The organism is Pseudomonas sp. TE3786 (assembly GCF_054057335.1).
The window spans coordinates 336119-355980 of sequence record NZ_JBSRZF010000002.1 but is presented as its reverse complement, the minus strand read 5'-3'; the positions used below and the strand labels follow the sequence as shown (position 1 = coordinate 355980).

The following is a 19862-nucleotide window of genomic DNA, read 5'->3' as shown; positions in this document are numbered from 1 at the left end:
CAAACGAGCACCCCGTAGGAGCGGCTTTAGCCGCGATGCCTGCAAAAGGCGGGAGGGCGCAAGAGCATCGCGGCTGAAGCCGCTCCTACGAGAAAACCGGCGGGGCTTAGTGGGTGCGCACTGGCACAGGCGGCTCCAGGCACAACAACCAGTCATGCAGCAGCGCCTGCAACGCTTCGAACTTCACCGGCTTGGCCAGGTAGTCGCTCATGCCCGCCGCCAGGCAACGCTCGCGGTCGCCGCTGTGGCTGTGGGCCGTAATGGCCAGCACCGGCAGATCGACACAGCTGGGCAGCGCGCGCAGTGCTCGGCAGGTGGCGAAGCCATCCATGACCGGCATCTGACAGTCCAGCAGCACCGCATCCACCGGTTCACGGCGCAGCAGCTCAAGGGCGTCGGCACCGTTGTCGGCACAGCGCACCCGGTAGCCGAGCTTGAGCAGCATGCCGCGCATCACCAGTTGGTTGATGCCGTTGTCTTCCACCACCAGCACCGTGCACTGCTCCGGCCGGCGCAAGGCCGGGCCATTGCCACGCCGTGTGACATCAGCGGCAGCAACGTTGTTAGCGCTGGCGGAGAGAAACAGCGGCACGCTCAGCGCGAATGTGCTGCCCTCGCCCACTTGCGATTGATGGCTCAAACCACCGCCCATCAAACTCACCAGTTTGCGGCAGATCGCCAGGCCGACACCGAGGCCGCCGTACTCGCGGGTCATGGAACCATCCAGTTGATGGAAACGCTGGTACAGGGAACCGTCCTGCGGGGTGCTGAAGCCGATGCCGCTGTCGATCACCTCGACCTTCAAGCTCAGGCCCTCACGGCCGCGCTCGCCGGCCGACACCCGCAGCGTCACCGCCCCACCGGGGGTGAACTTGATGGCGTTGTCCAGCAGGTACCCGATGCACTGGCTGAGTTTGCCGGCATCACCTTCAAGGGTGTCAGGCAGGCTGTCGTCCATTTCCAGCGTGAAGCCCAGGCCCTTTTCTTCGGCGCGTGGGGCGAACTGGCTGCGCACACCGCCGAACAGGCCGCGCAGGCTGAACGGTTCGCGCCAGGGATAAAGCTTGCCGGCCTGCAACTCGGTGAGGGTGAGGATATCGCTGACCATCCGCATCATGTCCCGCGACGAGGCACTGGCGGTCTTCTGGTATTGCTCCAGTTCAACGTCCATGGGTACCGTTTGCATCAACTCCAGCGAGCCGATTACGCCGTTCATTGGGGTGCGCAGTTCGTGGGTAACGGTGGCGAGGAATTCATCTTTCAGGCGGTTGCTGTTGGCCAGTTCGAGGTTCAGCGTTTCCAGCTTGCGCCCGGAGTCATAGAGGATGCGCGCGCGCTCTTCCTTCATCGAGTTGATGCGGTCGGCCAGCGCCAGGGACAACAGGCCCACCTCGATGGCCGAACCGATCTGGCTGGCGTACATGGTGAGGAACACGTTAGGCAGGTAGCCAAGCACCATCAGGGTATTGATCACCCCACCGATCAGGAAGGTGGTCCAGGCAAAGATAAAATAGCGCGCCACGCGCATGCCCCGCCGCCAGGCAATCAACCCGGCCGAGAACACCACAATGGTGAACAGCAGCGCCAGGTAAGTGGCCAGGCGCAACGACACGCTGTAGCTGACGGTCAGCGCCAGCACCATCACCAGGGCGCCGACGGCCATGATTGCCAGCAAGGTACGGTCAACCCAGGGACTGTGCTCGGCGGTATGCAGGAAGCTGCGGGCGAATTGCCCGCCGAACAGCGCTGCCGAACCCACCAGGAATGGCGTCGAGGCATTGGCCCACCAGGGGTTGTCCGGCCAGAAATATTCGATGCCGGCACCGTTGACCGACACCTGATACAGGCCGAACGAGGCGATATAAAGGATGTAATAGAGGTAACTGGGGTCGCGCACGCTGAGGAAGATAAACAGGTTGTAGATCAGCATGCCCAGCAGCACACCGTAGATCACCCCGAGCAGGTAGATACGCCCGGGCATCTGTTCCATATACGTCTTGGGCGACCACAGGTTCAGCGGTGCCTGGATCGAACCCTGACTCTGCAGGCGCAGGTAGATACGTTGCGGCTGATACGGCTGCAGATAGATTTCGAACAGGTAGTTGTTCTGTTTGATCTGCCGGCTGGCGAATGGCAGGGCATCGCCGGTGCGCTGAGCCAGAGTGAAACCGCCACGGCCATCGGGCAGGTACAGGTCGAGATGATCCAGCGGCGGGTAGGCCAGTTCCAGCAGCCAGGGCTGCTGGCCAACCAGAGTTTGCGGGCGGTAGGCCAGATCGACCCGCAGCCAGAATACCGAGTGGGAATAACCGGCATTCAGCACCGGATTGTCGTGGCGGCGGAAGCTGGCTTGCAGCGCCGGCGAGGTGATGTCGCTGATGGTGGCGTCGCCGCGCACATCTTCGAACACGTCCATCTCTTGTCCGAGCACAAGCTGGGTTGTGTACTCATCGAGCTCGACCGCCTGGGCCAGGTTCGTCAGTAGACACAGAAGAAGTAAAAGACCGTAGCGCATGCTGCCCCGCAAAGACCTGGAACCTGAAGTCGGAGCCCCATCTCCGTAGATGACCTCAGGATACCGGCCTGATTTATTCAAATGGGCCCACTTTAGCATAGCCGCCAGGCGCTGAAAGCCGCCGCCAGCAAGGCATGGCAGGTGCCAGCAGCAATGCTGGCCACCTGTCGTCGGGAAAACCCCGGTGGCCACTGCTGCGCGGCTGGCATCTCACAGGGCAGCGATTGAAAACGCCGCCCGGCCAGGGGCAAAAAAGGTGAAAAGTGATAAGCTCGCGCACCATGACTACCTATAGCTCCCGCCCCGTTGTCCTCTGCCTTTCCGGCCACGACCCAAGTGGTGGTGCCGGTCTTCAGGCCGATATCGAAGCCTTGCTTGCCCAAGGCTGCCATGCCGCTCCAGCGGTAACCGCATTGACGGTGCAGGACACCGTCAACGTCAGTGATTTCCGCGTACTCGACCGCGAATGGGTGCTGGCCCAGGCCCATGCCGTGATCGCCGATATGCCGGTGGCCGCCGTCAAGCTGGGCATGCTCGGCTCGGTGCAGATGGTCGAAACCGTGCTGGAAATCATGCAGCAGCTGCCAGGCGTTCCGCTGGTCTGCGACCCGGTGCTGCGCGCCGGTGGCGGTGGCGCACTGGGCAAGGACGAAGTGGGTTTCGCCATGCGCGAGCGTCTGCTGCCGGTGGCAACCATCGCCACACCGAACCTGCCCGAAGCGCGCATCCTCGCCGAATTGCCTGAGGGCACGGCCGACGAATGCGCCGCCAAACTCCTGCCCTTTATCCAACACCTGCTGATCACCGGCGGTCATGGCGACGAAGCCCAAGTGCACAACCGCCTGTACAGCCGCGACGGCAGCCAACACAGCTTTACCTGCGAACGCCTGCCCGGCAGCTACCATGGCTCCGGCTGCACCTTGGCCAGCACCCTGGCCGGCCGCCTGGCCCTGGGGGAAAACCTGGCCAGCGCCGTTGAATCTGCCCTGGCCTATACCTGGCGTACCCTGCGGGATGCCGAGCAACTGGGTCGCGGCCAGTACGTACCGCGCCGCCTGCCGCTGGACTTCTGTTCGTGACGGCCTTGCGCGGCCTTTACGCCATCACCGACAGCCAACTGCTGGCGGGCGGCAAGCTGCTGCCCTACGTGGAAGCCGCGCTGGATGGCGGTGCCACCCTGCTGCAATACCGCGACAAAAGCAGCGACGAAGCCCGCCGCCTGCGCGAAGCCGAAGCGCTGAAAAGCCTCTGCGAACGCTACGGTGCCAGCCTGCTGATCAACGACGATGCCGAGCTGGCCGCGCGCCTGGGCGTTGGCGTGCACCTGGGCCAGGGCGATGGTTCCTTGTCCGCGGCCCGCGCCCTGCTCGGCCGCCAAGCCATTATCGGCGGCACCTGCCTGGCCTCCGTCGAGCTGGCCGAACAGGCCGCCCGTGATGGCGCGAGCTACGTCGCCTTTGGCCGTTTCTTCAATTCCCATACCAAACCTGGCGCGCCGGCCGCCACCCTGGAGCTGGTGCAACAGGCCCGCGCCAAGGTGCAGTTGCCCGTCTGCGCCATTGGTGGCATCACCCTGGACAATGCCGCGCCCCTGGTGGCCGGCGGCGTCAGCCTGCTGGCGGTGATCCACGCCCTGTTCAGCGCCGACACCGCCCAGGAAGTAAACCGCCGCGCCCGCGCCTTCAGCGCCCTGTTCCACTCTTGAAAGTCGAATCCTGAGTGCGCCGGCAGGCCAGGCCTGCCCGCCACCGCCCTGTTCAGTTTAAGGAGTCTGCCCATGACCCAGTCCCGTTCCGAATCCCTGTTTGCCAGCGCGCAGAAACATATCCCCGGCGGCGTTAACTCGCCCGTGCGCGCGTTCCGCAGCGTCGGCGGCACCCCGCTGTTCTTCAAACATGCAGTAGGTGCCTACGTCACCGATGAAGACAACAAACAGTACGTCGATTACGTCGGCTCCTGGGGCCCGATGATCCTCGGCCACAGCCACCCGGACGTGCTGGACGCGGTGCGTAAACAACTGGAGCACGGCCTTTCCTACGGCGCACCAACCGCCATGGAAACCGAGATGGCCGAGCTGGTCTGCTCGATCGTGCCGTCGATGGAAATGGTGCGCATGGTCAGCTCCGGCACCGAAGCGACCATGAGCGCGATTCGCCTGGCCCGGGGTTACACCGGCCGCGACAGCATCATCAAGTTCGAAGGCTGCTACCACGGTCACTCCGACAGCCTGCTGGTGAAAGCCGGTTCCGGCGCTCTGACCCAGGGCGTACCAAGCTCCGCTGGCGTGCCGGCGGCCTTCGCCAAACACACCCTGACCCTGCCGTTCAACGACATTGCTGCCGTCGAAAAAATGCTCAGCGAAGTGGGCAAGGACGTGGCGTGCATCATCGTCGAGCCGGTGGCCGGCAATATGAACTGCGTGCCGCCCGCACCGGGCTTCCTCGAAGGCCTGCGTGAGCAGTGCGACAAGCACGGCGTGGTGCTGATTTTCGACGAAGTGATGACCGGCTTCCGCGTTGCCCTCGGCGGCGCTCAGGCTTATTACGGCGTCACCCCGGACCTGTCGACCTTCGGCAAGATCATCGGCGGTGGTATGCCGGTGGGCTGCTTCGGCGGCAAACGGGAAATCATGCAGCAGATCGCTCCGCTCGGCCCGGTGTACCAGGCCGGCACCCTGTCGGGTAACCCGCTGGCCATGGCCGCCGGCCTGACCACCTTGAACCTGATCCGCCGCCCGGGCTTCCACGACGAACTGAGCGCCTACACAACACGCATGCTCGACGGCCTGCAACAACGCGCCGACGCCGCTGGGGTGCCGTTCGTGACCACCCAGGCGGGTGGCATGTTCGGTCTGTACTTCAGCGGCGCGGACGACATCGTCACTTTCGACGACGTGATGAGCAGCGATGCCGAGCGCTTCAAGAAGTTCTTCCATCTGATGCTGGAGGGCGGCGTCTACTTGGCACCGAGCGCCTTCGAGGCCGGTTTCACCTCCATCGCCCATGGCGACAAGGAGCTGCAAATCACCCTCGACGCCGCCGAACGCGCCTTCGCCGCGCTGCGCTGATGCAATACAGCACTGCGGTTTCCGACGCTGTGTTGGCGCTGGCCTGCCTGGCCAGCGTGATCGGCATTCTGCGCAGTCGGCGATGGGGCGAGAAGCCGCTGCGCGCCACCTGGCTGCTGGTCATCGCCGCGCTGCTGCTGACCGGCGCGACAGCGGTGGTCGGCGTGCTGCATTTCGGTGTGGATGAAAGCTGGCAGACGCTACACGCCAAGCTCAGCCAGGCCAGCAGTTTGCTTGCCTTGCCGGCTCTGGGCGTAGCGGCGCTGACGTTGATTCGTGGCTGGCACTGGCAGCGTCTGGGCTGGTGCTGGGTAATCATCAGCCTGAGCCTGCTGTTCGAAGGTGCCAAGCGCCTGGGCGTGCTGGACAGCTACAAGCTGGCACTTAACCTGGCCACCCTGTTGCTGTTTCTCTACGCCGGCGTTACCCAAGGCCGTAAAGCTGTGCCGGCAGCGGTGGGCGTTGTGGCACTGTTTATCGTCGCCGGCCTGGTGGTGGGCACCCAGGGAAACCTCGGCCCGCTGCTGCGGGTTGACCTATTTCATGCCCTGCTAAGCTTGGCCTATGTGCTGCTGACCTGGCTGTTGCTGAGCCTGCAGCCAGGCCAAGGCGAGACGGACGGGGCAGAAAAGTCGGTAAAGACTTTGTAACAGGCGCCCGGCTTATTCCATAATGCGCAGGCCGTCGCGTTCCGATGGCCGGGCATTTGCCCGCACTGCTTGATGAGGCGTGTTGATTGTTATGAACTGCATCGGCCGCACCCTGTCCCTGGGCTGCCTGTTGCTCCTGCTGCCCCTGGTTGCATCGGCGGGCGGCAACTCCTTGCTGATCCCGGCCACCGGCCGCTGTTCGCTCAACACCCTTCCCGAAGACCAGGCAGAAGCCCTCTCCTCCTGCCAGCAAGCCGCCCAGAGCGGCGACCCTGAAGCCCAATACGAACTCGGCGAGTACTACTACGACGGGGAACGCACCCCGCGGGATCTGCCGCAGGCGTTGAACCTGTTCGAGCAGGCTTCGCTACAAGGCCATGCGCAAAGCCAGTACCGACTGGGGATGATGTTTTTCCGCGGCGAAGGGGTGCAGGCCAATAATGTGCAAGCCTATATCGTGCTGAAGATGGCGGCCGTAAATGGGGCCGAAGATGCGCTGGATACTGCCGACCAGGTGGCCGCGCAGATGCCGCGCGAGCAGTTGGAAATCGCTACCCAGGTGCTGGGGCAGATCTTCCGCAATTACCTGATTGAATTGCAGACGGCGGATGGTGGTTCGCCGTTTGCGCCGTTGCCTTAAAAGCATCGCGGCTGAAGCCGCTCCTACAAAGAGCTCGATCCCCTGTAGGAGCGGCTTCAGCCGCGAATCCTGCAAGCACAAAAAAGGCGCTTGATAGCGCCCTTCTCGTATCAGCCGATCACCTTACTGGTGATACTGCGCCGACAACTCATGCACCGCCTCGAGGAACGCACCGGCATGGGCCGGGTCGACTTCCGGGGTAATACCGTGCCCCAGATTGAACACATGGCCGCTGCCCTTGCCGTAGCTAGCCAGAATGCGCGCCACTTCGTTACGGATGGCGGCAGGCTGGGCGTAGAGCACGGTGGGGTCCATATTGCCTTGCAGGGAAACCTGGCCACCGACGCGACGACGGGCTTCGCCGATATCGCAGGTCCAGTCCAGCCCCAGTGCATCGGCACCGGCGTCGGCCAGCGACTCCAGCCACAGCCCGCCGTTTTTGGTGAACAGGATCACCGGAATCTTGCGGCCTTCGTGTTCGCGAATCAGACCGCTGACGATCTTTTTCATATACGCCAGGGAGAACTCCAGATAGGCCGCCGAGGACAGGTTGCCGCCCCAGGTATCGAAGATCTGCACTGCTTGCGCGCCGGCCAGGATCTGACCGTTGAGGTAGCTGGTGACCGACTGCGCCAGTTTATCCAGCAGCAGGTGCATGGCCTGTGGGTTGTCGTAGAGCATGGCCTTGGACTTGCGGAAGTCTTTCGACGAGCCGCCTTCGACCATATAGGTGGCCAAGGTCCATGGGCTGCCGGAGAAGCCGATCAAGGGCACACGGCCGTTGAGGGCGCTGCGGATGGTACGCACGGCATCCATTACATAACCGAGGTCTTTTTCCGGATCAGGAATCGGCAGGGCTTCAACGTCGGCCAGGCTGCTGATGACCTTCTTGAAACGCGGGCCTTCGCCGGTTTCAAAGTACAGGCCCTGGCCCATAGCGTCGGGGATGGTGAGGATGTCGGAGAACAGGATCGCCGCGTCCAGTTGCGGGTAGCGATCCAGCGGTTGCAGGGTTACTTCGCAGGCGAATTGCGGATTCTGCATCAACCCCATGAAGTCGCCGGCCTTGGCGCGGCTGGCACGGTACTCCGGCAGGTAGCGACCGGCCTGGCGCATCATCCACACCGGGGTGACATCGACGGGCTGTTTCAACAAGGCACGGAGGAAGCGATCGTTCTTCAGGGCGGTCATGGCATTTCCTGAGAAAAAGTAGGCAGCAAAAAAGTGCCGGCATTTTCGCAGAGCGCACAGCAAAAGGCACGGCGAGTGCCGTGCCTTTTGTCTATGGAGTCAATTTGTCGCGGTAACGCAGCCTACGCAGCCCTCGTAGGAGCGGCTTTAGCCGCGATGCTTTTGATCTTTAAGAGCATCGCGGCTGAAGCCGCTCCTACGGGGGATCGCGTTGCGGCTTATACGTTGAGGTAATCCAGAATCCCTTCGGCAGCCTGACGACCTTCGAAAATCGCCGTCACCACCAAATCCGAACCGCGCACCATATCGCCGCCCGCAAAGATCTTCGGGTTGCTGGTCTGGTGCTTGAACTTGGACTGCTCGGGCGCGATCACGCGGCCCTGGCTGTCGGTCTGGATGCTGAACTGCTCGAACCACGGTGCCGGGCTTGGGCGGAAACCGAAGGCGATCAGCACGGCTTCGGCCGGGATGATTTCCTCGGAGCCCGGAATCGGCTCAGGGCTGCGACGGCCACGGGCGTCCGGCTCGCCGAGACGGGTCTCGACCACTTTCACGCCTTCAACCTTATCTTCGCCGACGATGGCGATGGGCTGGCGGTTGTAGAGGAATTTCACGCCTTCTTCCTTGGCGTTCTTCACCTCTTTGCGCGAGCCCGGCATGTTCTCTTCGTCGCGACGATAAGCGCAGGTTACCGACTTGGCTCCCTGGCGGATCGAGGTGCGGTTGCAGTCCATGGCGGTATCGCCACCACCGAGCACGACGATGCGCTTGCCCTTCATATTGATGAAGTCTTCCGGGGCCTTTTCGAAACCTAGGTTGCGGTTCACGTTGGCGATCAGGAAGTCGAGGGCATCGTGTACGCCAGGCAGGTCTTCGCCAGGGAAGCCGCCCTTCATGTAGGTATAGGTGCCCATGCCCATGAACACGGCATCGTATTCTTCGAGCAGTTGGTCGACGGTGACGTCTTTGCCCACTTCGGTGTTCAGGCGGAATTCGATACCCATGCCGGTGAACACTTCACGGCGACGGCTGAGCACGCTTTTTTCCAGCTTGAATTCGGGGATGCCGAAGGTCAGCAGGCCACCGATTTCCGGGTTCTTGTCGAACACCACCGGCGACACGCCGTTACGCACCAGCACGTCGGCACAGCCCAGGCCAGCAGGGCCGGCGCCGATAATGGCGACGCGCTTGCCGGTCGGAACAACCTTGGACATATCCGGACGCCAGCCCATGGCGAAGGCGGTATCGGTGATGTATTTCTCCACCGAACCGATGGTCACCGCGCCGAAGCCATCGTTGAGGGTGCAGGCACCCTCGCACAGACGGTCTTGCGGGCACACGCGGCCGCAGACTTCCGGCAGGGTGTTGGTCTGGTGGGACAATTCCGCGGCGGCCAGGATATTGCCTTCCGATACCAGCTTCAGCCAGTTCGGAATGAAGTTGTGCACCGGGCACTTCCACTCGCAATACGGGTTACCGCAGCCCAGGCAGCGATGCGACTGGTCCGCGGCCTGAGCCGGCTTGAAAGGCTCATAGATCTCGACGAATTCCTTCTTGCGCTGGCGCAAGAGCTTCTTCTTCGGATCTTTGCGCCCGACATCGAGGAACTGGAAGTCATTGTTCAGACGTTCAGTCATTGTAAAAACCTCATCACACTACGGCAGGCGCAAATTATTGTGGGTTAGCACGGGTGCTGGAGAGCAGCGACCCAAGGCTGGCGGCTTTCGGCTTGACCAGCCAGAACTTGCGCAGGTAGTCGTCGAGGTTTTCCAGGAGGTTGCGACCCCATTCGCTGGAAGTTTCCTCGACGTACTCGGCCAGCACACGTTGCAAGTGGCTACGGTACGACTCCATCGACTCCCCGCTGATGCGCTGGATTTCCACCAGCTCATGGTTCACGCGGTCAACGAAGCCGTTGTCCAGATCGAGCACGTAGGCGAAACCGCCGGTCATGCCCGAGCCGAAGTTGTAGCCGGTCTTGCCCAGTACCGCGACGAAACCGCCAGTCATGTATTCGCAGCAGTGGTCGCCGGTGCCTTCCACGACCGCGTGGGCCCCGGAGTTACGCACGGCAAAACGCTCACCGGCAGTACCGGCGGCGAACAGCTTGCCGCCGGTGGCACCGTACAGGCAGGTGTTGCCGACGATGGCACCATCCTGGGTTTTGAACGCACTGTTGGCCGGCGGCACGATGACCAGCTTGCCGCCGGTCATGCCCTTGCCCACGTAGTCGTTGGCATCGCCTTGCAGGTACAGGTTCAGGCCGCCGGCGTTCCATACGCCGAAGCTTTGTCCGGCAGTACCTTTGAAGCGGAAGGTGATCGGTGCCTTGGCCATGCCCTGGTTGCCATGCACACGGGCGATTTCGCCGGATACACGGGCACCGATGGAACGGTCGCAGTTGCAGATATCCAGCTCGAACTCGGCGCCGGTCAGGCCGTCGATAGCCGACTTGGCCAAGCCGACCATATGCTCGGCCAGCTTGCCTTCGTCGAACGGCGGGTTGCGGTCGACCTGGCAGAACTGCGGCTTGTCAGCCGGAATATGGTCGCTGCCCAGCAGCGGACTGAGGTCGAGGAACCTCTGCTTGTCGGTTTCACCCGGCAGCATTTCCAAGAGATCAGTACGGCCGATCAGTTCTTCCAGGCTGGCAACGCCGACCTTGGCCAGCCACTCGCGAGTTTCTTCGGCGACGAAGGTGAAGAAGTTCATCACCATCTCGACGGTGCCGATGAAGTGGTCCTTGCGCAGCTTTTCGTTCTGCGTGGCAACGCCGGTGGCGCAGTTGTTCAGGTGGCAGATACGCAGGTATTTGCAGCCCAGCGCGATCATCGGCGCAGTACCGAAGCCGAAGCTTTCGGCACCGAGGATGGCCGCTTTGATCACGTCGAGGCCGGTTTTCAGGCCGCCGTCGGTCTGCACCCGCACCTTCCCGCGCAGGTCGTTGCCGCGCAGAGTCTGGTGGGTTTCGGCCAGGCCGAGTTCCCACGGTGCGCCGGCGTACTTGATCGAGGTCAGCGGGGATGCGCCAGTACCACCGTCGTAACCGGAGATGGTGATCAGGTCGGCATAGGCCTTGGCCACACCGGCGGCGATGGTGCCAACGCCCGCCTCTGCCACAAGCTTCACCGAGACCAGCGCCTGCGGGTTGACCTGCTTGAGGTCAAAGATCAGCTGCGACAAGTCTTCGATGGAATAGATGTCGTGGTGCGGCGGCGGCGAAATCAGAGTCACGCCCGGTACCGCATAGCGCAGCTTGGCGATCAGGCCGTTGACCTTGCCGCCTGGCAGCTGACCGCCCTCGCCTGGCTTGGCACCTTGGGCCACTTTGATCTGCAGCACTTCAGCGTTGACCAGGTATTCCGGCGTTACGCCGAAACGGCCGGTGGCCACTTGCTTGATTTTCGAACTGCGCACGGTGCCGTAACGCGCCGGATCTTCACCGCCTTCACCAGAGTTGGAACGCGCACCCAGGCGGTTCATGGCTTCGGCGATGGCTTCGTGAGCTTCCGGCGACAGCGCGCCAAGGGAAATACCAGCCGAGTCGAAACGCTTGAGGATCGCTTCCAGCGGCTCGATCTGGTCGAGGGCCAGTGGCGTCTCAGCCTCTTTGACTTTCAGCAGGTCACGGATCATCGACACCGGACGGGTGTCGACCAGCGTGGTGTATTCCTTGAATTTCTCGTAGCTGCCGATCTGCACAGCGGCCTGCAGGGTGTTGACCACGTCCGGGTTGTAGGCGTGGTATTCACCGCCGTAGACGAACTTGAGCAAACCGCCCTGCTGGATGGTTTTGCGGTTGTTCCAGGCTTCAGCGGCGAGCAGTTTCTGCTCGGCTTCGATGTCGACAAAACGCGCACCTTTGATGCGGCTGGCAACACCACGGAAGCTCAGGTTGACCACTTCTTCCGACAGGCCGACGGCTTCGAACAGCTGGGCACCGCGGTACGAAGCCACAGTGGAAATGCCCATCTTCGAGAGGATTTTCAGCAGGCCTTTGGAGATGCCTTTGCGGTAGTGCTTGAACACTTCATACAGATCGCCCAGCACTTCGCCGGTACGGATCAGGTCCGCCAGCACTTCGTAGGCCAGGTATGGGTAAACGGCCGAGGCACCGAAGCCAACCAGCACGGCAAAGTGGTGCGGGTCGCGGGCAGTGGCGGTTTCCACCAGGATATTGCAGTCGCAACGCAGGCCTTTCTCGATCAACCGGTGGTGCGCGGCACCTACAGCCAGCGAGGCGTGGATCGGCAACTTGCCCGGGGCGATGTTGCGGTCGGTCAGTACCAGCAGGCACTTGCCGCTGCGCACGGCCTCTTCGGCCTGGTCGGCCACGTTACGCACGGCCGCTTCGAGGCCGACGCTTTCGTCGTAGTTGAGGTCGATGACGTGACGCTCGAACCCGGGGGTATCGAGGTTCATTAGCGAGCGCCACTTGGCCGGGGAAATTACCGGCGAGCTGAGGATCACGCGGGAGGCGTGGGCCGGCGACTCTTCGAAAATATTGCGCTCGGCACCCAGGCAGATCTCCAGGGACATCACGATGGCTTCACGCAGCGGGTCGATCGGCGGGTTGGTGACCTGCGCGAACTGCTGACGGAAGTAGTCGTAGGTCGGGCGTACGCGCTGGGACAACACCGCCATCGGCGTGTCGTCACCCATCGAGCCCACCGCTTCCTGGCCCTGCTCGGCGAGCGGACGCAGCACCTGGTCACGCTCTTCGAAGGTGACCTGGAACATTTTCATATATTGCTTGAGTTGGTCGCTGCCATAGCTGGCGGCACCATGGTCGTCGTCCATGGTCGCCTGAATGCGCACGGCACTCTTGCGCAGCCACTGCTTGTAGGGGTGGCGCGACTTCAGACGGCTGTCGATATCGTCGGTGTGCAGCACCTGACCGGTTTCGGTGTCCACGGCCAGCACCTGGCCCGGACCCACGCGACCTTTGGCAATCACGTCTTCAGGCTTGTAGTCCCATACGCCGATTTCCGAGGCGATGGTGATATAGCCATTGCTGGTGGTTACCCAACGCGCCGGGCGCAGACCGTTACGGTCGAGCAGGCACACGGCATAGCGGCCGTCGGTGAGTACCACACCGGCCGGGCCATCCCAAGGCTCCATGTGCATGGAGTTGTATTCGTAGAACGCACGCAGATCGGCGTCCATGGTTTCCACGTTCTGCCATGCCGGCGGAATGATCATGCGGATGCCACGGAACAGGTCCATGCCACCGGTGACCATCAGCTCGAGCATGTTGTCCATGCTCGAAGAGTCGGAACCCACGCGGTTAACCAGCGGGCCCAATTCGTCGAGGTCGGGCAACTGATCGTTGGCGAACTTGGTGCGACGGGCCACGGCCCAGTTGCGGTTGCCGGTGATGGTGTTGATTTCACCGTTGTGCGCCAGCAGGCGGAACGGTTGGGCCAACGGCCATTTCGGCAGGGTGTTGGTGGAGAAGCGCTGGTGAAACACGCAGATCGCGGTCATCAGGCGCTCGTCACCGAGGTCCGGATAGAACTGCTGCAGGTCGACCGGCATCATCAAGCCTTTATAGATGATGGTCTTGGCCGAGAAGCTGCAGATGTAGTGGTCGGTGTCGGCGGCGTTGGCCACCGAAGAGCGACGACGGGCGCTGAACAGTTTGATGGCGAATTCCTGATCGCTCAGGCCTTCACCGCCGATGAACACTTGTTCAATTTGCGGCAGGCGCTCAAGGGCCAGGCGGCCGAGCACGCTGGTGTCCAGCGGTACTTTGCGCCAGCCGATCAGTTGCAGGCCGGCCGCGAGGATTTCGCGGTTCATGTTCTCGCGCGCAACGTCGGCTTTGGCCGCGTCCTGGTTGAGAAACACCATGCCGACGGCGTATTGGGCCGGCAGGTCAGCAGCGAATTGCTCTTTGGCCACGGCACGCAGGAAGGCGTCAGGCTTCTGGATCAGCAGGCCGCAGCCGTCACCCGTCTTACCGTCGGCGTTGATGCCGCCGCGGTGGGTCATACAGGTCAAGGCTTCAATAGCCGTTTGCAGCAAGTGATGACTCGCCTCGCCCTGCATATGGGCGATCAGGCCGAAGCCGCAGTTATCCTTGAACTCATCAGGATGGTACAGACCTGCTTTCATAGGGACTCTCACCAGGCAAACTTTGATCTATTTCAAACACTTACCGTGCGCGCAGGTCAATGCGCCAGCTTTGCGCAGGCAAAAGGGGGGTCATTGTACACAGACGAATATCAGCGAACAAATGTCCCGCGGCGAAAGCGCGAAACCTTATGTCGCCTTTTTATAAGAAAGTACCAGGCGGTCGTGCTAAAGACCACCCGGTCATTACCCTCAAGCGCAGATTAAATCAGTGCGCCTGAGCCTCTTGCTGGATGCTGGAGAAGGTCTTGGGCCAAGGCTTGGCAGCCTGGACCTTGGCAGGCAGCGACTTGATCGCGGCCTGAGCGGCGGTGCGATTGGGGAAATTGCCGTAGGTCACCACGTACAGCGGTTTGCCGTTCAGGGTTTTCTTGAAGTAGTGATACTCCGCGCCCTGCTGGCGAACGAATGCCTGAGCTGCGCTTTCCGAGCCGGTACCTAGAACCTGCAGCGCGTAGTTGCCACCGGCCTGACTGGCGTACCAACCGCTGCCCGAACCTGCGGCGGCAGGCGCTGCTGCCGGTTTCTCCACTTTGGCAATCGGCTTCACTGGCGCTGCCGCTGGCTTGGTCGCTGGAGCAGCCGGAGCTGCGGCCTGCGGTTTCGCGCTGGCAACCGCTGGCGCAGTCGGTGCAGGCGGAGCAACTGGAGCCGGTTTGACTACCGGGGCAACAACAGGCGCTGTAGGCGCAGTGCCAACCGTTGCGCCTTGCGGCGGTGCCGTGGTCGTTACGGTCGGCGGCGTGGCGCTGGCTGGTGGCTCGATTGCACCGTCGTCATCACTGTCACCCAGACCTGAAGCCTGCGCCAAAGGCTCGCGAATAACCGGCTGAGCCTGACCCACCAATGGCAGCGGCAGCGGCTGGGTCGACCCGGCAAACTCTACCGCCGGCCCCTTGCCATCAGCAGGTGCAGTCGCATCCACGGTTGGCGCGGGAGCAGTGCCCAATGGCAGCTGCGCGGCAACCGGCGCTTCCGGTTCGGATTTGCTGCGCCCCTGCATCATCCAGGCCGCGCCTACGGCGATGGCAACCACCACCAGGGCCAACAGGTGCTTCTTCGGCAGCTTGAACGCCATACCGGCCTTCTGCGCGCCACCGCGATTGGCCAACATCGCTTCAATCAGCGTTTCCCGTGCCACCTGATTGATCGCCCCCGGCCAGCCGGCCGATTGCAGGTGGATATCGGCAATCTGCTCGTCATTGAGCAGTTCGATACCCTGGCCGGCACCGTCCAGACGCTGGGCCAGATAGTCGCGGGTTTCTTCTTCGCTGTACGAATCCAGCTCGATGGCGTGGAAACGCTCTTCGCCATCAGCCAGCAGCTCCAGTCGCGGCAGCAGGGCCGACTCACCGAAGAGGAACACATGGGGACGCCCCTCGGCGTTACCAGCCGCCAAGGCCAGCAGCGCGTCCAGCGCATCGGTATCCAGCGCTTCGGCGTCGTCGATCAGCAGATAGACTTCCTGACCGGTCAACGACAGCTGGGCAACCTGCGACAGCAACGAACGGGCGTCCGCCTGCTGAACGTTCAATCCCTGCGCAATCTGGCGCATAACGCCACCGGCATCGGTCGCACCACGGGCGGAAAACACCACGCTGTGCACCGCCTGCTTGTTGGTACTGGCCACCAGCGCCTGGCGCAGCAGGGTTTTGCCGCTGCCCTGCGGACCACTGACCACCAGCAGCAACTGGCTGTAGCGAGCCAAGTGGTGCAACTGGCCCAGCACTGGCTTGCGCTGCGCCGGAAAGAACTTGAAGCCCGGAACGCGTGCAGCAAAGGGATCGTGACTGAACTGATAGTGGCCGAGAAAGGCCTCGTCGGCGTGCAGACTGGTCATGTGGCTCTCATTTAGACGTCAAGCAATTAGGCTTCAAGGTGCTCCACCATGGCGCGGTAATCCGCAACCAGGGTGGCATCCAAAATCTCGCGCGGGAAATCGCCTGTCACGACCGCTTCGCCCATCTGGCGAAGCAGGACAAGACGGAGCCGGCCGCCAAGAACTTTCTTATCGACCGCCATATGAGTGAGAAAATCCTCAGCGGTCATTTCTTCGGGTGGAATTACCGGCAAGCCGGCAAGCAGGAACAGACGAATACCGCGATCACGCTCAGCTGCTGTGATCCAGCCCAGGCGACAGGACATCTCCAGCGCCATTACCGTACCAGCAGCGACAGCCTCGCCATGCAACCAGACGCCATAACCCATGTGAGTTTCGATGGCGTGACCAAAGGTATGGCCGAGGTTGAGTGTGGCCCGTACGCCGGACTCACGCTCATCTGCCCCCACTACCCTGGCCTTGGCCGCACAGGAACGGGCGATCGCTTCGGTCAACGCGACTTGATCGAGGCTACGCAACGCCTCGATATTGGCCTCCAGCCAGGTCAGAAACGGCTCATCGCAGATCAGGCCGTATTTGATCACCTCAGCCAAACCGGCAGATAGCTCACGGGCTGGCAGCGTATTCAGGGTGGCGGTATCGATCAGCACTGCATTGGGCTGATAGAAGGCACCGACCATGTTCTTGCCCAGCGGATGGTTGATCCCGGTTTTGCCGCCGACAGAGGAGTCGACCTGCGACAACAAGGTGGTCGGCACCTGGATAAAGTCGACGCCACGCTGATAGCAGGCCGCCGCGAAGCCGGCCATATCGCCAATCACCCCACCACCCAAGGCAATCACCGTGGTGCTGCGCTCGTGCCGTGCAGTAAGAAGGCCATCGAAGATCAGCTGAAGAGTTTCCCAGCCCTTGAAAGCTTCGCCATCAGGAAGGATGACGGTCGCCACATCAAAACCGGCCAAGGCCTGTTTGACGGATTCAAGATAGAGAGGCGCAACGGTCTCGTTGCTGACAATGGCAACTTGCTTACCCGCAATATGCCGAGAAAAAAGCGCGGGCTGAACCAACAGGTTCGCCCCGATATAGATGGGATAACTACGTTCGCCCAGCTCAACCTGAAGAGTCTGCATGAAGCCCCCACGATAAAAGGGCCATAGGATAACGCATATCGGCGTGCGCTTTAACGCGGATGAAGCGCCTCAAGACGTTCGAGAATTTCCTGTACCACCATGCGCGGTGGACGCTCATCGGTTTCGATAATGACATCCGCGATTTCCCGGTACAGCGGATCACGGATGCTCATCAGATCGGCCAACACCTTGCCGGGGTTGGCCGTACGCAACAGAGGGCGATTGCGATCCCGCGAGGTGCGGTCCAGCTGCTGATCGACGGAGGTATGCAGATAGACCACACGGCCACCGGCACGCAGCGCCGAGCGATTTTCCGGACGCAGCACAGCGCCGCCTCCGGTAGCGAGGACCACACCGTCGAGCTCACACAGCTCGCCGATCACGGCCTGCTCACGCTCACGGAAACCAGCCTCCCCTTCAACATCGAAGATCCAGGGAATATTGGCTCCGGTACGCTGCTCGATTTCCTTATCCGAGTCTTTGAATGACAGCCTTAACTCTTTTGCCAGTAACCTCCCGATGGTGCTTTTACCTGCCCCCATCGGGCCTACGAGGATCAAATTTCGCACAGATTTAGCGACTCACAGCGATTGCCGAGTTGTTCATGATACGCGGAGTCAGGAAAACCAGAAGTTCGTTTTTGCTGTCAGCTACGACGTCACGACGGAACAGACGACCGAGGTACGGCAGGTCACCGAGGAACGGCACCTTGTCGACCGACTTGGTCTGGGTGTTGGAGAACACACCACCGATCACGATGGTTTCACCATCACTGACCAGAACCTTGGCGTTAACTTCGTTTTTCTTGATCGGCGGAACACCGTTCAGGGCGTTGGCGAAGTCAGGTTCGTCTTTGGTGACTTTCACTTCGATGATGATGCGGTTGTCCGGAGTGATCTGCGGCGTTACTTCCAGGGACAGCGACGCTTCTTTGAACGAAGTGCTGGTGGCACCACTGGAGCTTGCTTCCTGGTACGGGATCTCGGAGCCCTTGAGGATCTTCGCGGTTTCTTTGTCCGAGGTAACAACCTTGGGCTGGGAGACCACTTCACCGTTGCCGGTTTTTTCCATCGCCGACAGTTCGAGATCGAGGATCAGGTTGTCGCTGACGAAACCGATGCCGAGACCGGCGGTACGGTTGGCTACGCCCATATCCACGAAGGGATAGTTGCCGTTGCTATCGTCACCGCTATCACCGTTTTCGTCGCCTTGGTCATCGCTGCCATATACGGCACCGCGACCATTGGCGAACAGCTGCGTACCGCCCCAGCGAACCCCCAGGCTCTTGTCGTAGTCGACGTTGGCTTCAACGATACGGGCTTCGATCATTACCTGACGAACCGGGATATCCAGCTGAGTAATGATGCGACGCAGCTCATCGATGCGCTCTTGAGTGAGCGACAGGATCAAACTGTTGGTACGGTCGTCGGCAATTACCGAACCGCGCATATCGTCCTTCAGAGAGCCCTTTTTGCCTTCGTCTTCGTAGATTTTGGCGATATCAGTGGCTTTGGCGTAGTTCAGCTGAATGATGTCTTTACGCAGAGGTGCCAGTTCGGCGACTTGTTTCTGCGACTCCATTTCCTGACGCTCACGCGCGGCAATTTCATCTGCCGGCGCAACCATCAGCACGTTACCCACTTTGCGCTTGTCCAGGCCCTTGGTCTTCAGCACCAGGTCCAGCGCCTGATCCCACGGCACGTTCTGCAGACGCAGCGTGATGTTGCCTTGAACGGTATCACTGGCGACCAGGTTGAGGTCTGTGAAGTCTGCGATCAGTTGCAGAACCGAGCGTACATCGATGTCCTGGAAGTTCAGCGAGAGCTTTTCACCGCTGTAGGCAAAGCGGTCCTGCTTACGCTTGTCCGCATCTTCCTGGGTCAACGGCTTGACGCTGATGGTCAGCTTGTTATCTGCCTGATAGGCCAGATAGTCGTACAGACCCGTTGGCTCGACGGTGATGATCGCTTTGTCATCCTGCTCGACCGCACTGACAAATTGCACCGGGGTGGCGAAGTCTTTGACATCCAGACGAACGCGTAGCGACTCAGGCAGATCGGTCTTGTTGAACGCCAGACGAATCTTCCCGCCTTGCTCTTGAATATCCGGGTTCACCGAGGCATCGGAGAGCTGGATAACGACGTTACCTTCGCCCTGCTCGCCGCGCTGAAAGTCGATGTTCGAGATGCTTTTGTTAACCGGAGCGAAGCTTTTCTTCGCCGGCGTTGCCGAAACGGCTGCAACCGGGGCGGCAACTGGAGCAGCAGAAGCGGAGCTAACCGCACCCTCGCCCACCACCACATACAGGTTGTTGCCTTCGGCGCGAGTGCTGTAAGGCACCAGGCTTGCCAAGTTGATGATCAGACGCGTGCGGTCCTTGGCCTCGACCACGGTCACGCTACGGGCGTTACCCACACCCAGCTCACGGTTCTTGGAACCGGTCTGGTTGCTGACACCCGGCAAATCCAGGGCGATACGAGCTGGCTGCTCGATGGTGTAACCACGGGGCGCAGCCACCGGCTCATCGAAAGCCAGCTTGAGCTCGACTCGATCGCCCGGCAACGCAGCGACATCAAGGGTTTTCAGGTTTGCAGCCAACAGTGTTGGCGACATGACCGCGACCAAAACAGATATGCAGATGCGCGACAGGGAGCTTTTCATACTCAGGTTCCGTTGTACCGACCGGTAATTGTT

Annotated in this window: 13 protein-coding genes; 5 read left to right on the top strand and 8 right to left on the bottom strand. The window is 61.4% G+C overall.

From position 1 onward, the window contains the following. Positions 1-106: 106 nt before the first annotated feature. Positions 107-2515: a 7TM diverse intracellular signaling domain-containing protein gene (locus tag ACVW0Y_RS04045; protein WP_457436230.1), complete on the bottom strand. Its 2409-nt coding sequence runs from the start codon at positions 2513-2515 to the stop codon at positions 107-109. A 281-nt stretch (positions 2516-2796) separates the two neighbouring features. Between ACVW0Y_RS04045 and ACVW0Y_RS04040 the strand changes: the two genes are divergently transcribed. The 5 genes from ACVW0Y_RS04040 (at position 2797) to ACVW0Y_RS04020 (ending at position 6872) form a co-directional block, all read left to right on the top strand. Then, the gene (locus ACVW0Y_RS04040) at positions 2797-3594 is read left to right on the top strand and encodes a hydroxymethylpyrimidine/phosphomethylpyrimidine kinase (RefSeq protein WP_457436228.1); all 798 of its coding nucleotides are present in this window, start codon (positions 2797-2799) and stop codon (positions 3592-3594) included. 5 nt (positions 3595-3599) lie between these two features. After that, positions 3600-4220 carry a thiamine phosphate synthase gene (gene thiE / locus ACVW0Y_RS04035; RefSeq protein ID WP_457436329.1) on the top strand — a complete coding sequence of 207 codons (621 nt, stop codon included), beginning with the start codon at positions 3600-3602 and terminating at the stop codon, positions 4218-4220. A 72-nt stretch (positions 4221-4292) separates the two neighbouring features. Continuing rightward, positions 4293-5582 carry a glutamate-1-semialdehyde 2,1-aminomutase gene (hemL, locus tag ACVW0Y_RS04030; protein ID WP_457436226.1) on the top strand — a complete coding sequence of 430 codons (1290 nt, stop codon included), beginning with the start codon at positions 4293-4295 and terminating at the stop codon, positions 5580-5582. Then, positions 5582-6232, top strand: coding sequence for a DUF6962 family protein (locus ACVW0Y_RS04025; RefSeq protein WP_457436225.1), 651 nt, complete (start codon positions 5582-5584; stop codon positions 6230-6232). The genes hemL and ACVW0Y_RS04025 overlap by 1 nt, the downstream gene beginning before the upstream one ends. A gap of 91 nt (positions 6233-6323) precedes the next feature. Continuing rightward, positions 6324-6872: a tetratricopeptide repeat protein gene (locus ACVW0Y_RS04020; RefSeq protein ID WP_457436327.1), complete on the top strand. Its 549-nt coding sequence runs from the start codon at positions 6324-6326 to the stop codon at positions 6870-6872. Positions 6873-6995: 123 nt separating this feature from the next. Here ACVW0Y_RS04020 and hemE read toward each other — a convergent pair whose 3' ends face one another. The 7 genes from hemE to pilQ all read right to left on the bottom strand — a co-directional run bounded on the left by hemE (position 6996) and on the right by pilQ (position 19829). Further along, on the bottom strand, positions 6996-8063 hold the full coding sequence (gene hemE, locus ACVW0Y_RS04015) for a uroporphyrinogen decarboxylase (RefSeq protein ID WP_457436224.1): 1068 nt from the start codon (positions 8061-8063) through the stop codon (positions 6996-6998). Between the two features lie 218 nt (positions 8064-8281). Continuing rightward, a complete protein-coding gene (locus tag ACVW0Y_RS04010; protein WP_457436223.1) occupies positions 8282-9700 on the bottom strand; it encodes an FAD-dependent oxidoreductase in 1419 nt (472 codons plus the stop codon). A gap of 34 nt (positions 9701-9734) precedes the next feature. Further along, positions 9735-14180: a glutamate synthase large subunit gene (gene gltB, locus ACVW0Y_RS04005; RefSeq protein WP_457436221.1), complete on the bottom strand. Its 4446-nt coding sequence runs from the start codon at positions 14178-14180 to the stop codon at positions 9735-9737. Positions 14181-14406: 226 nt separating this feature from the next. Next, the gene (locus ACVW0Y_RS04000; RefSeq protein ID WP_457436219.1) at positions 14407-16038 is read right to left on the bottom strand and encodes an AAA family ATPase; all 1632 of its coding nucleotides are present in this window, start codon (positions 16036-16038) and stop codon (positions 14407-14409) included. A gap of 26 nt (positions 16039-16064) precedes the next feature. Then, positions 16065-17168: a 3-dehydroquinate synthase gene (gene aroB / locus ACVW0Y_RS03995; protein ID WP_457436217.1), complete on the bottom strand. Its 1104-nt coding sequence runs from the start codon at positions 17166-17168 to the stop codon at positions 16065-16067. A gap of 50 nt (positions 17169-17218) precedes the next feature. Beyond that, positions 17219-17737, bottom strand: a complete 519-nt coding sequence (gene aroK, locus ACVW0Y_RS03990) for a shikimate kinase AroK (protein ID WP_457436216.1) — start codon at positions 17735-17737, stop codon at positions 17219-17221. A 4-nt stretch (positions 17738-17741) separates the two neighbouring features. Continuing rightward, positions 17742-19829 carry a type IV pilus secretin PilQ gene (gene pilQ, locus ACVW0Y_RS03985; protein ID WP_457436214.1) on the bottom strand — a complete coding sequence of 696 codons (2088 nt, stop codon included), beginning with the start codon at positions 19827-19829 and terminating at the stop codon, positions 17742-17744. Between the last annotated feature and the right edge of the window lie 33 nt (positions 19830-19862).

Coding starts and splice junctions, on each gene's coding strand:
- ACVW0Y_RS04045 (WP_457436230.1), bottom strand. CDS start 2,515: ATGCGCTACGGTCTTTTACTTCTTCTGTGTCTACTGACGAACCTGGCC.
- ACVW0Y_RS04040 (WP_457436228.1), top strand. CDS start 2,797: ATGACTACCTATAGCTCCCGCCCCGTTGTCCTCTGCCTTTCCGGCCAC.
- ACVW0Y_RS04025 (WP_457436225.1), top strand. CDS start 5,582: ATGCAATACAGCACTGCGGTTTCCGACGCTGTGTTGGCGCTGGCCTGC.
- ACVW0Y_RS04010 (WP_457436223.1), bottom strand. CDS start 9,700: ATGACTGAACGTCTGAACAATGACTTCCAGTTCCTCGATGTCGGGCGC.
- hemE (WP_457436224.1), bottom strand. CDS start 8,063: ATGACCGCCCTGAAGAACGATCGCTTCCTCCGTGCCTTGTTGAAACAG.
- hemL (WP_457436226.1), top strand. CDS start 4,293: ATGACCCAGTCCCGTTCCGAATCCCTGTTTGCCAGCGCGCAGAAACAT.
- gltB (WP_457436221.1), bottom strand. CDS start 14,180: ATGAAAGCAGGTCTGTACCATCCTGATGAGTTCAAGGATAACTGCGGC.
- aroB (WP_457436217.1), bottom strand. CDS start 17,168: ATGCAGACTCTTCAGGTTGAGCTGGGCGAACGTAGTTATCCCATCTAT.
- pilQ (WP_457436214.1), bottom strand. CDS start 19,829: ATGAAAAGCTCCCTGTCGCGCATCTGCATATCTGTTTTGGTCGCGGTC.
- ACVW0Y_RS04020 (WP_457436327.1), top strand. CDS start 6,324: ATGAACTGCATCGGCCGCACCCTGTCCCTGGGCTGCCTGTTGCTCCTG.
- ACVW0Y_RS04000 (WP_457436219.1), bottom strand. CDS start 16,038: ATGACCAGTCTGCACGCCGACGAGGCCTTTCTCGGCCACTATCAGTTC.